Annotated in this window: 7 protein-coding genes; all 7 read left to right on the top strand. The window is 66.2% G+C overall.

Annotated elements, in window-relative coordinates:
- Positions 1 to 122 precede the first annotated feature (122 nt).
- Positions 123 to 326 carry a hypothetical protein gene (locus tag NV1_RS03395; protein WP_067885360.1) on the top strand — a complete coding sequence of 68 codons (204 nt, stop codon included), beginning with the start codon at positions 123 to 125 and terminating at the stop codon, positions 324 to 326.
- 258 nt (positions 327 to 584) lie between these two features.
- Positions 585 to 2,537, top strand: coding sequence for a glutaredoxin domain-containing protein (locus NV1_RS46575; protein WP_067885358.1), 1,953 nt, complete (start codon positions 585 to 587; stop codon positions 2,535 to 2,537).
- 204 nt (positions 2,538 to 2,741) lie between these two features.
- Positions 2,742 to 3,215: a DUF8176 domain-containing protein gene (locus tag NV1_RS03385; RefSeq protein ID WP_157116501.1), complete on the top strand. Its 474-nt coding sequence runs from the start codon at positions 2,742 to 2,744 to the stop codon at positions 3,213 to 3,215.
- A gap of 20 nt (positions 3,216 to 3,235) precedes the next feature.
- On the top strand, positions 3,236 to 4,192 hold the full coding sequence (locus tag NV1_RS03380; RefSeq protein WP_157116499.1) for a hypothetical protein: 957 nt from the start codon (positions 3,236 to 3,238) through the stop codon (positions 4,190 to 4,192).
- A gap of 131 nt (positions 4,193 to 4,323) precedes the next feature.
- Positions 4,324 to 4,737, top strand: coding sequence for a hypothetical protein (locus tag NV1_RS03375; protein ID WP_067885353.1), 414 nt, complete (start codon positions 4,324 to 4,326; stop codon positions 4,735 to 4,737).
- 561 nt (positions 4,738 to 5,298) lie between these two features.
- The gene (locus NV1_RS03365) at positions 5,299 to 5,619 is read left to right on the top strand and encodes a hypothetical protein (protein ID WP_157116497.1); all 321 of its coding nucleotides are present in this window, start codon (positions 5,299 to 5,301) and stop codon (positions 5,617 to 5,619) included.
- Between the two features lie 92 nt (positions 5,620 to 5,711).
- The gene (locus tag NV1_RS03360; protein ID WP_245713548.1) at positions 5,712 to 12,983 is read left to right on the top strand and encodes a helicase-like domain-containing protein; all 7,272 of its coding nucleotides are present in this window, start codon (positions 5,712 to 5,714) and stop codon (positions 12,981 to 12,983) included.
- Positions 12,984 to 13,073: the final 90 nt, after the last annotated feature.

The raw sequence follows: 13,073 nt of genomic DNA, 5'->3' as shown, positions 1-13,073 counted from the left end.
AGCCACCTGCGGCGCGGCCGTATCCCGAATGTGGAAGCTCCGGCGTCTGCCTCGAACCCCTTCCCTGACACGGTTTCGACGCTCTACACTCTGGAATCATTGGAATAAGGAGGGAGAATCCGATGTCGATCTTGCTGGTCTATCCTGCGGTTCTGCTCATCGCGGCAGCGATCGTGGCCATTGTGCGCTACACCAATGCTCGGCCCGCCACGGCCCGAACCGGTCGCGCCCTCCTGCGAACCGTCGCATTCTTCGTCGGCGCACTGATCGCAGCGCCGATCATGGCTCTGATCAGCTTCGCCGGCGTGGGCAAACGTCTGTCGTAAGGTCCCGCGCGCCGCCGTCCACTCGATTCCCGACGACGTCGAAGCACGCCATTATTGGAATAAGTAGAATCACATAGACGGATCGCCACACGCGAGAGGTAGGCACGATGGGCAGCAGATCGGAAGATCGAATGTCGCGCGGTCGACAAGAGATTCAAGTCGCGACCTCAGCTTTCGCGTCTTCGCCGCGTCAGCGCGGCCGCTGTGAGTTCACCTTCTCCAACCTCGGCTCCTTATTGGAATAAGTGGAATAACACCATGAACTCGGCCACCTCCTTCGATCGCATCAACGCGGCGCTGGAGGATGCTGGCCGATTCGGCAGGCGCTCCGGCGCGTGGACCGTCTACAACTGCCCGGCGCATGAGGACTCCGATCCCAGTCTCGGCGTGGTCTACAACCCGGCCAAGCAGCGCACCGTGGTCCGATGCTTCACCGGCTGCGCCGACGAGGACGTGCTGGCCGCGATCGGTCTGCGCGTTGCCGACCTCTACGACGACGCACGTCGCTTCACCTCCCGGCATGCAGCCCCCTACCGGCCCCGGATAACTCCGTCGCCCCGCCCGTTCCCGCGAACCCCGCGCGACGACCCACTCGGCCCGCAGAGCGGACCGCCGCGAATTGCGGCCCGCTACTACTACCGATTGCCCGACGGCACCGCGGCCGGGCGGGTCACCCGTGCCTACATTCCGCACGAGAAAGGGACCAAGCGCGTCTTCTGGCAGCACCAGTGGGACGGGCATGCCTGGGCGCGTGGCGGGTTCCCCACGCTTCTTTACCACCTGCCCGAGGTTATCGCCGCAGTTCGCGACGGCCGGACAATCTATCTCGTCGAGGGTGAGAAGGACGCCGACAACGCAATTCGCGCCGGACTGACCGCCACCTGCAACGCAATGGGCGCTGGCAAGTTCCGTGTTCAACACGCCGATCAGCTGGCCGGAGCGCGACGGGTCGTGATCGTGACCGATCGGGATAAGGCCGGGCGCCGGCACGGCGCCGCCATTGCCGAACTACTGCGTGGGCGGGTCGGTTCCGTGGAAATCGTCGAATCCGCGGTCGGCAAGGACATCTCCGACCATCTGGCCGCCGGACTCGGACCTGACGAACTGGTGCCAGTCGGTCCGGCCGACCCGATCGTCGAGGGGTGGGCGGAGGTGCGGATCGCTGACGCCGCACTGTGGCATGGGTCAGCCGCGACCGGGATTCGCCAGCTCGAACGAGCCGAGGAGGACACGGTCGGCAGCGGCGTGTACCTGGCCGAGAAAGACATCGCCACCGGGTACGCCCAGCATCGGGCACGCCAGGCCGGTACCGATACGCCCACGCTGTACAGCGTTTCTGTTCGTGACGGTCGCCTGGTCGATCTCACCGACCAGACGACGGTAAATCGGGTGATGGCGGGGTTCCAGTCTGTGCTCGCCACTGAGCAAAGCCTCGCTGAGCGTGCCGAACGCCCGTCCTGGCTGCGAATCAACAATCTGCAGGATCTGCGAGAGATCCTCCACCGTGGCGAGATACGGGTCGGTGAACTCAAACGTGTCACTCAACGTTGCGGCGAATTGTTCTCCAGCCACTTACGAGCACAAGGCTACGCCGGCCTGCTCACGGTCGAAGGCGGCGAAGCCGATATCGGCAACCATCTCACCTACCTGATCTTCGACCCCGCCGACATCACCGTAACCGACGAGAGTCTCCTGCCTGTTCCCTCCAAAACCCCAGCTCGGGAGGATAAATCCACCGTGTCCGATGTTCACGATCCGATCACCGTCTACACCAAGCCGGACTGCCCTCAGTGTGCCGCCACCAAACGTTCGCTGGACCGTCTCGGTGTCGGCTACACCGAAGTCGATGTCAGCTCCGACGTCGGTGCCCGCCGGTGGTTGCTCGGTATGGGCTACACCATGGCTCCAGTCGTTGTCGCTGGTGACAGTCACTTCGCCGGATATCGCCCGGACAGGCTTGCAGCCCTTGGCGAGTCCCGCAACCACCCGCCGGATCCAATTTCCGAGCAGTCCGAACCGGGATGGCACGTGGACAACGGTGTCATTACCTCCGCCCCGCTCGACGAGCCTGCCGATACCTGGCGCGTGGACAACGGCGTCATCAACGCCGTCGACCCCACCCATCGACGGCCAAGTGTTTCGACGCGACCGCCAGCTTGGGCGATACAGCCCGCTTCGCCGACGCGCCCCACCCACGCCCACCGGCGGTGACCGCCCATGACGGACATCATCAATCGCTCTCGGCCTACCCCCTCGCCGCTGCGCCATCGCCCGGTCCTGCGGCCCCCGCGGGACATCTACAGCAACACACCGAAGGACGACGGAGCACAGGGACCGCGCCGGCCGCGGCGCGCCCGACCGTCGCGGCGAGGCGTCATTGTCGTAGGCGGCGGTGTCCTGGCGGTGTGCACTGTGGTGACCCTCGTCGCAATGTTGTTCCTGGACAACCGAAATGCCCCGCGCCCCGCACCTCGCACTTCGCCTACCCGCACAACTCCCGCGGCGTTCGCCGATGGCGCATCGTGCCGCGCCAGCGACGACGGCACCGCAGTCCGCGGCGACGGGCCCGGCGGCACCGACACCGGGCCGCACGCCATCCTCGGCTTCGACTACGCCTACTTCGTACTGCGCGACGGTGCTGCGGCCCGCAACTTCGTCGCGCCCACCGCGGCCGTCGGACCCGCCGACCAAATCCAGGCCGGCATCGCCACGGTGCCCACAGGCACCCAGCATTGCCTGTCGATCACCGTCGACGGACCCGACCGCTACCACGTCGAGGTGACCACTCGGCACGGCCGCGACGCACCGCAGATCTACCAGCAGATCGTCACCACCGCGACCACTGCCGGGCACGTGCTCATCACTGCCATCACCTCAGTACCCCAATGACTCTCGAAGGGAAATAGCGAATGTCCCAGCCCAACAACAATGTCGAGCCCGGTGGCACTGCGCCGGCCAGTGCACCGCCGATGCGGAGCACTGACTTTTTCGGGCAGCAGCCCCAGTTCATCCTGCGGGACGAGCAGGCCTGGGATAGCGCGATCCGTATCGGCGGCCACGTCCACTTTCTATCGATGGACCATCCCATCGAGCCGTTGTATGAGATCGTCGCGGAGCCTGGCAACGCCGAGCCCGCTGCGGTCCTGGCCCACCTTTACGACCGCGACACAGACCAGCTGTGGCAGCTCCGCGATGTCCGCAGCGGCCGCACCGTCCACAGTGATCTGCAACTTCAGGGATGGAGTCACGCCGAGGAGATAGCCGTCTCCGACCCAGCCGAAGCGCTGCGACTCGCAGATGAATTCGGCCGTAACGCCCATGAGTCCGGCATCCCTCCCATCCCGGAGCTCGATGCCAATTACGTTACTGCCGTGGCTCTCTGGCCCCAGGTCGCCGGTGAAATGCAGCGCGACTGGCTCGGTTCCTGGTTCGAGGCCAGCTTCCATAATCCTGGGGTCTGGGAAGACGTCGACTGGACAACGGATTTGGAGGGCACCCGCTACGCCGGGATGTCTGCTGATCAGGCTCTCACCGCGGCAGCCACGGACCTCGAAGTCGCGATCAAGACAGCCCTTCCGCGACACATGCTGCCGACGCCCGACAGCGTCCGAGAATTCCTGCACGGCAACGATATCGACGGCCGCGAGCTCGGATTGGACAGCGAGCGAGATATCGTCCGGGGCGCCGATGTCGAACAGTCGATGGAATCGACCACCGCACTGGATGCGGCCCTTGGGCCTCTCACTCCACCCTCCACGCCGACACAGTCTTCTCCTCCGGGCGTGACGCACGCGCGACCTGCGAGCGAACTCCCCAGGGCTGCACTGCCTCACCAGCAGCAAGACCAAACCCGGCGCGGACATTAAGGCAATAACTAGAATAACTAGAAGGGATCGCGGTACAGTGGCCGGTCGAACACGCGGGGAACCCGAAAACGGGCAGCAATCGCTGTGGGCCGAATACGACGACCCGACCCCCGAGCAGAAGGGAGCCGACGATGCGCAGCATCCGTCACGCGATGTGGCCGCGACGCACCAGGGAGGTGAAAGCCGCAGTGCCGCAGTCAAAGCCGGAGGACCGCCCGGATCCGACTCCACCGGACGAGTCGGCACCGGCCTGGGAGGACCGGACCGAGGAGCAGGCTCGGCTGCTGCGGGATCGGCGAGACCCAGACAGGTGGCGGGAACTGCTGGTGACAGCGTCCCCGGAGCAGGGCCAGGCGATGAACGCCGTAGACCGGCTGTGGGAGGCTCCGCTGCCGCTCGAGTTTCGGGAGCTGGTAACGGCGTTGGTGCAGCAGCGGATCGAGGATCGGATGCCAGTCCCGACCGATCCCGACGACCCGCTGCGCAGGGAGTTGGAGGCGATGGTCACCGACCAACTGCGCCGCAGCGCGGCCCCGGCGGGCTAGACGAACTCGTCACCGGCTGGGCACGAGCGGTCAGCGATCGCGACCGTGTCCTGTCGCGGGGGATGCAGACGCGCCGGGCACTGGACAGTGCCCGGAAAACAGCCGCCGGGGACCGCAGCCTGGGTGCCCGGATGCGTCCTTCGATCCAGCGTCTCGCCGATCGCCGCGACGCACTGCTCGCCGACTACCGTGTGCTCGAGGACGCCGTCGCCGGGCACGAGCGCGGCCTCACCGCGCTCGGAGTGGACCCGCGGGCACTGGATGCCAAGGCGATCCTGCGATTCGGCTGGGACGGCCCTGCTACGATCGGACGGCCCAGGCCTGACACCGCTGAAACTCCCAACGCGCCCCTCCCGACGGCACCGCGGCCGACCGTCACCGGACTCGAACCGCCGCCCGCAGATTCACGGGATCCGGTACCCCCGCAGCTTCCCGCCGAGTCGATTCCAGCACTCTCGATCGGTACCGGGACCGTCGACCCGATCCGCACCGTCCCAACCGCAAATGCAGACGACGCGAACGACAGAAGCGCTGTTGTCGCACTACCGTCGGATGACGAAAATGACTCTGCCACAGCTGATTCGGGAAGGGATCACGATGACACAGCAGCTGAGCCGACATGGCCGCACGGCGATGCGGTACTGGGAGATCTACCGGCCCCGGGCGCTGCAGCAACTGGGAGATCAGGAGGCGTTCTTCCGCGCCCTGGACCTGAACGTGACCGAGCAGATCGGGACGCTGACCGACGAGATGCTGAGTCTGATGCCCCCGCGGCAACGTCCGACGGCGCGGACCGCGACGCGAGCACAGGCGACGGAGATCGTCTACGCCGAGAGGATCTGGTTGCCGAAGGAGCCGGGGACCGAGCACCTCGAAATGTAGTCACTTCCAGCGGTTTCCGACCCGCGAGCCAGGCCGACCTGGCGCCGTCCGGGGAGAAGTCGCGGGCGCGGGCGAACCTCGCCGCCGTGCGGATGCTGCACATGCTGCGCGACGCCGCTCGACCGGCTGCTCCCGAGGAGCAGGCCGTGCTCGCGCGCTGGTCTGGATGGGGCGCGCTGCCGACGATTTTCAACGCTCAGCCGGTGCGGGCGGCCTTCGATTCCGACGACGAGTACCGCCGAGCTGGGGACCGATGGACATCCCTGGGCGCCGAGCGCGAGGAGATCCGCGCCCTGCTGTCGGAGGCCGAGTGGAACGCCGCGTCCCGCAACACCCTCAACGCCCATTACACCGACGTCGGCTTGGTGGGCCCGATCTGGCAGACCGTGCGCCGGTTGGGCTTCGACGGTGGCGACGTATTGGAGCCAGGTTGCGGCAGCGGCAATTTCATCGCCCTGGCTCCCACCGACACCTCCACACCGGTACGGATGACCGGGGTGGAACTGGACCCCACCACCGCGGGTATCGCGCGGCTGCTGCATCCCGGCGCCAAGATCCACGCCCAAGGGTTCGAGGCCCTGCGACTGCGGGCCGGTCGTTTCAACGCGGCGATCGGCAATGTGCCCTTCGGCGACTATCCAGTATACGACGAAGTCCACAACCCGGACCTCAAGCTCAACATCCACAACCACTTCATCCTCAAGGCCCTGCACGCGGTCGAGCCCGGCGGCGTCGTCGCGCTCATCACCTCCCGCTGGACCCTCGATGCCCACGAGCAGGACGTTCGCCGAGCGATCCATGAAGCCGGCGACCTGGTCGGCGCGGTACGGCTGCCCGCCCGCGCCCACCTCGCCGCCGCCGGGACCGACGTCGTCACCGACGTGCTATTCCTACGCCGCCGCACTGCCGACGACACGCCCGGCGATACCAGCTGGCTGCGCACCGAGGCCTTGGAGTTGCCCGGTCACCACCAGCCCGTCGAGGTCAACTCCTACTTCCTGGATCACCCGGAGCAGGTGGTCGGCGACCTGCGTTCCCGTATGGGCCGACATGGGCCCGAACTCACCGTCGTCGCGCACCCGGACGCTCGAGTCGCCGACGGTCTGGCCGCGGCCGCCGCCAGGGTCGGCGCCGCACCCGAGCCGGACAGCAAGCTGGACGACGAGGATCTGCCCGACGGCGCGCTCGGGTTGGACGCTGCCGGCAATCCGACCGTCGTCGAGGACGGGGTGATGGTCCCGGTGGAGATCCACCCGGACTACAGCGCTCAGCTGGTCGAGCTGATCCGTCTCAAGCAGCTCACCAACCGCCTCTACGCTGCCGAAGCCGCCTCCACCGCGCAGGACGAAACTCCGCAGTTGGCCGCCCATCGCGCCCGGCTCCGTGAAGCGTTGCGCACCTATCGTCGCCGTCACCCGGTGCTGGCCAAACCTGGCCAGTACCGGGTGTTCACTCCGCGCGAGGCGAAACAGCGGGCCAAGTTCGAGGGCATCAAAACGGTCCCCGACGAATGGAAGCAGCGCACCGCCTACGCCTGGATCGACGACGATCCCGACGCGGCCCTGCTGTTCGGCCTAGAGGTGTGGGACGACAAGGCCGGCAAGGGAATCGAGCAGAAGGTGCTGCACGACCGGGTGCTCGCCCCGCGCGTCCTGCCGACCCACGCGGCCACACCGGAAGACGCCATCGCCATCGCGTTGGAACACGACGGCGGCCGCCTGGACATCAACCGTGTCGCATCACTGCTGGACGTATCGGCGTTCGAGGCCGCCGACCGTGTCGAATCCGCCGGTCTGGCCTACCGCGACCCCGATCGGCCCGGCGAGTGGGAACCGCGACACCTGTACCTGTCCGGGAACGTCAAAACCAAACTCGCCACCGCACAGGCCGTCGCCGACCGCGATCCCGCCTACCGGGCCAATGTCATTGCGCTGGAGGCGGTGCTGCCGCCAGACCTGCACCCGTCGGAGATCAAAGCCAAGATCGGTGCGCCGTGGATTCCCGCCGAGGTCTACACCGCGTTCCTGCATCACCTCGGATTCGGTGATGCCACAGTCAAATACGCGGGCGGCACCGCCTGGGAGGTCCGCGGCCACAGCGCGACCTACGGCGACCTCGCCGAAGCCGAGTGGGGCACACCCGACCGCAACACCAAAGAGCTGTTCTCGACGCTGCTAACTCAAACCGAATCCACCATCACCATCAACCGCACCGCGAACAAAAAGACCTACGTCGACCGCGAGGCCACCGACGCGGCGCGGGAGAAGGCCCGCGAGATCGCCATCGAGTTCGCCGACTGGGTGTGGACTGACCAAGGTCGCGCGCAGCAGTTGGCGCGCATCTACAACGACACGTTCAACAACCTCGTCGCCGTCGAGCACTCGTCCGCACCTATGACGCTGCCGGGACTGGTCACCGACTGGGAGATGCGGCCTCACCAGAACGCCGCGATCCGGCGCATCCTGGCCTCCAACACCGCGCTGTTGGCGCACGTCGTCGGCGCGGGCAAGACCGCCACCATGGTTGCCGCGGCGATGGAACTCCGGCGCACTGGCCTGGCCAAGAAACCCGCCGTCGTGGTGCCTAATCACATGCTCAAGCAGTGGACCCGCGACTTCCGCCGGCTCTACCCGAACGCGAAGCTGCTGGCCATCACCGCCTCGGACCTGAGCGAGAAGCGACGCAAGAAGTTCATGGCTCGAATCGCCGGCGGCGAGTGGGACGCGGTGATCCTGACCCACAAGGCATTTGAGCGCGTCCCGCTTCGCCCGCAGACCCAATCCGATTACATCGACCGCGAAATGGCCAACCTGCGCAGCCAGGTCGATCGCGCCCAAGAGGCGGGCATGGACAAGCGCAGGGTCAAGGAGATCGAGTCCGCGCTGGCGCGGGCTGAGGCGAAGATCAAGCAGAAGATCGCCAAGACCAGCGACCGCCGCGGCGTCTATCTCGAGGACACGGGCCTGGACTACGTGTTCGTCGACGAATCCCACGAGTTCAAGAATTTGCGGACCGTCAGCGCGATCCCTGGCGCGGCGATCGATGGCGCGGACAAGGCCACCAAGCTACATATGTTGCTGGACTTCCTGCGCCGCAACAACCGCACCGGTCGCGTCGCGACACTGGCCACCGGCACCCCGATCGCCAACAGCGTCACCGAGGCCTACGTGCTGATGCGCTACATGGTGCCCGAGATTCTGGACGAGATGGGCCTGGAGGCCTTCGACAACTGGGCCGGCACGTTCGGCGAAGTCGTCAGCTCACTCGAGCCCGACCCCAAAGGCGAGGGCTACAAGATGAAAGCCCGCTTCGCCCGTTTCTTCAACGTCCCAGAACTACTGGCCGTCTACTGGGGGTTCGCCGACGTACAGACCGCCGAAGACCTAAAGCTCCCCACCCCACCGGTGCGGGCCGGCGAGGATGGGCAGCGCGGCGAGAAGTTCCTCGTCCCCGCCAGCATCGAACAACGGCAGTTCGTGAAACTGCTGCCGTCCCAGCCATGGATCCGCAAGCCCGGCGGCGTGCTCAAGGCCCTCGGCGAAGGCCTGCGCGCGAGCCTAGACATGAGCCTGGTCGGCTACAGCAGCGAGGACGGCAGCAAACTGCCCGTCGCGGCCGAGCAGATCGCCGAAATTTGGCGGCAGACCCGCAACATCGTTTATCCCATATCGAAGGACGACCCCACACCCCAAGAACTCCCCGGCGCTCTGCAGCTGGTGTTCCTCGACGACGGCACCCCCAACTCCAAAGCAGAGCACCGCGTCAATCTCTACGACGAGCTGCGCGAGCGGCTCGTTGCGATCGGAATGCCCGGCGACACAATTCGTTTCATGCACGACGCGGGCACCGACACCAAGAAGGACAAGCTCTTTGCCGACGCCCGCTCCGGACGCGTCACCGTGCTCATCGGGTCCACTCCAACCATGGGCACCGGCACCAACGTCCAGGACCGCGCGATCGCGCTGCATCACCTGTCATACCCGTGGAAGCCTGCCGACATGGCCCAACGCGACGGTCGCATCGAACGCCAGGGCAACCTCAACCACCCCGACATCGCGGGCACCCCCGACGAGGTCCGCGTCCTCTACTACATCACCGAGCGCACCTTCGATGAGTTCCGGTTGAACACTCTCGCCCGCAAAGCGCGCTTCATCAACCAGATGCAGAAACGCGGGTTCAACCTGCGCGAGATCGAAGACATCGGCGAGGACGCCGTCAACTTCGGCATGCTGACCGCGCTCGCCTCCGGCGACCCCACCCTTCTGCACCTGGCTGAGGCCACCGCCGAACGCGCCCGCCTGGAAGGACTCGCCCGCACCTGGGACCGCCAGCAAGACACACGCGCCGCCGACATCGCTGAACTCGACGAGTGGCACGATCATGCCGGGCCTGCCGTCGAGGTCATGCGCACGGCGGCCACCCAGCGTATATCCACCACCGGCGACCGGTTCGCGATGACCATCAGCGGCAGCATCTATCGCAAACGCGCTGACGCTGCCCAGGCCCTCGCCGAGCATCTGCTACGCATCGCAGCAGGGCCCGCACCCGACCATCCTGTGACGGTCGGTGAACTCGGCGGACTGCCGATCCTGACCGACTTCGACGCCGCTCTCCGTGTCGGCCGGATCGGATTCGGTTGGAAAGATCCCCGCTTGATGATGGATCGTCGCCCCCTATGGGGCGCACAGGAATTCGAGCAGATAACTGCACCCAAGGAAACAGATGCAGATGCTGCCAAAGACGCCGACGGACACAGCGACCACCCAGCCCGGCAAACGATCCTCGCGTTGGAACGGCTCCTGGCCAAACTCGATGACGACATCACCGCGATCGACACCGCACTCGCCGACAACCGCGTCGAGCGCGACGCCATCGCTGGACGCCTGGCCCCCAAGACCGACAACCCCTACCGACCTACCGCCCGTTCCAAAGAGCGCGAGGAACGCCTTCTCGGCAAACTCGTCGTCGCCAACGAGAAACACTCCAACCTGCTCGCCCGAGCCGGCGCAGGCGACATCCCCGAAACCGTCCGCGAAGAACTCGACCAGACCAGCGCCGAAGTCGACCGCCTCAAAATCGGGATCGCCACGGAACACCGCATTCAGAAGGGCGAGGAACCCGAAGCCCTGCCGGATCAGATATCCCCATCCCGGCCAGACCCGATCGAGTCGGCACCGCCCACCACTGCAACACCCGCCGAACCGACCACAGCCGACATCGAGCTGGATCCCGACACAGCGACACCACCCCAGTTCGACGGCGAGATGTACGAGCACCGCATCCTCGCGCCCTCTCAGGAAGCTGCTGTGCAGGTAACCGAACGGCTGAAGGCCCACAGATACCTTGTGCCATACCCGCCCGCGCACCCGACCAGCCTCAACGAATGGGTTGTGGTCGCATACGGATCTGCCGCAAAGCATTTCGCCGAAGGCGGTGACGACGACATCCTCGCCGCGTGCGACGAATACGGCGCAACCCACGACGGCGGCTCGTTCTGGGCGGCACCACCAACCGACGCCGAAGTCCGCCAACTCATCACCGCCGACGCCCCTCAACTCACGGTCCCGGAGGAGACGGCCGCCACCGACACGCGCTCAGCGGTACCTACACCTTCCGAGGCAGTCGCAACGACAGTCCCGCCGCAGCCGAACCCGATCGAGACGTCCTCGCACGTCCTCGCCGATGCTGCCGAAATGATCCCGGCGTCCCGGTTCACGGACGTCGCCGAGGTGCTGGACCACTGGCGCCAGGCCGCGGACGGTTACAGGGTCGCCGAGACACGCTCGGAATCGGTGGCCCGCATCAGATCGGCGCTCAAACGCGCCGATGACCTCGACGCGACCACCGCCGAACTCGTCGCGGACACCTTCCTGATCGCCACCACAGGCAAGGACGCCTGGACCGTGCTGCACATAGGCACGGCACTGCGTGTCGCCGGCCCGGCCGCCGACCGCGACACCGCACACCGCTGGGCCAGAGAACTGGCCGCCTTCACCAAGGACGGAACGCCGTTCGACTGGGCCAGCGATGGCCTACGCGACCGAATGCACTCCCCGAAAGGCCGCAAAATGTGCGACACCGTCACCGGCCGCGACACCCAAGCCCGCTGGCAGGCCAGCCTGCCCGACGACGCCGAAACCCACGCCCACGGCGACGACATCTACCACTACTCGCTCGTCCCCGCCGACCGCATCACGGTGTGGGGACCGGACGGGGCGATGATCGCCACAGGCACCCGCCACCGCCACCCAACCCGCCACCACAGCGTGTGGATCACCGAAATGCGCGACGGACGCGCTGTCCCCGGCCCATCGTTTCCCCGCGACCTTGTCGATCACGTCATTCGGCAGCACCTGCTCGCCCAGACCGATCCCGCCGACCACGATCCGGTATGGATCCACTACGACGACGGACGCGCCCACGTCCACGGCACCGAACGCGGCGACGAGATGAAGAAACTGATCCGCTCATGCGGGTTCACATGGTCCGGTAACGCCAAGGCATGGGTCAGTCCCTCCAGCACCCTCGCAGTCACGACCGCACTGTCGGTGACCAACTTCGTCGACGCACTCGCGCAACAAGGCCGCGTCGTAGAAATCCGTGCAGACGAACAACGGCTGCGGTCCACTACCGCCAGCCCCGCCCCGTCGCACCAGCCGGACCCGCGCCAGCACACCGACATCGACCGAGCCGAACAGCAGCCCGACACCTACCACGCCCCGCCTCAACGCCCCAGCAGCGCCGGCCGATACAGCAGCGTCGGCACCGCCATCACCTACCTACGCAGCGGCAGCAAGCCACCACGATGGTCTCGACCACCCCGAATGCACGGAACCGTCACAGTCGCCGGAGCGACATCGGACGAGAGGGCTAAGGCGCGAATCGACTTCGGCTCCGATATCTCCCACCACTACCAGTTCGCCCGCGGCTCACAACTATCCGACGGCGGGCGATTCCTCGTTACCCGCGCACGCCCCAACGCCGTCTGGGAGGTCTTCCACATCCAATCCGGCACCGTCATGACCCTCGGTGCCGGACATCCCAACAAAGACGCCGCCCTCGACTTCGCCAACAGCCTCGAAACCATCTGCGACGCCACAGGCGCAACCTTCGATTGGGAGAGCCCCTACCTCGGCGACCGTCTATGCCTTCACACCAGCCGCGATGAACTCGCCGCAGCGGTCGAGCGTGGCCACCTCAGCACTGCCTCAAACGGTGTCCGATCGCCCGAGGAGTCCTCCCTAAGATCACCGACTACCCCCGTTCTGGGCGGATTTATGGGTGGTCGGACATATCGGACCGCCCCATCCAGTGGATACCCCGACCAACGGACTCGGCCGCTGACCGGGGACCGGCACCGCTGACTTCAATACTCCAGTGGACATGCTTAGTCCAAGCCAATGTCATTGCGCTCCAATAACAATTGGCTGCATCAGACGGGAGCAGGGATGGCC

It is taken from the genome of Nocardia vaccinii NBRC 15922 (assembly GCF_001613305.1).
Taxonomy (GTDB): domain Bacteria; phylum Actinomycetota; class Actinomycetes; order Mycobacteriales; family Mycobacteriaceae; genus Nocardia; species Nocardia vaccinii.
The sequence above is the reverse complement of the archived record's forward strand: the minus strand, read 5'-3'. Positions and strand labels throughout refer to the sequence as shown.

What these genes read in the sequence shown, in the direction of transcription:
- NV1_RS03395 (WP_067885360.1), top strand. Translation starts at nt 123, where the DNA reads ATGTCGATCTTGCTGGTCTATCCTGCGGTTCTGCTCATCGCGGCAGCG.
- NV1_RS03365 (WP_157116497.1), top strand. Translation starts at nt 5,299, where the DNA reads ATGACTCTGCCACAGCTGATTCGGGAAGGGATCACGATGACACAGCAG.
- NV1_RS46575 (WP_067885358.1), top strand. Translation starts at nt 585, where the DNA reads ATGAACTCGGCCACCTCCTTCGATCGCATCAACGCGGCGCTGGAGGAT.
- NV1_RS03380 (WP_157116499.1), top strand. Translation starts at nt 3,236, where the DNA reads ATGTCCCAGCCCAACAACAATGTCGAGCCCGGTGGCACTGCGCCGGCC.
- NV1_RS03375 (WP_067885353.1), top strand. Translation starts at nt 4,324, where the DNA reads ATGCGCAGCATCCGTCACGCGATGTGGCCGCGACGCACCAGGGAGGTG.
- NV1_RS03360 (WP_245713548.1), top strand. Translation starts at nt 5,712, where the DNA reads ATGCTGCACATGCTGCGCGACGCCGCTCGACCGGCTGCTCCCGAGGAG.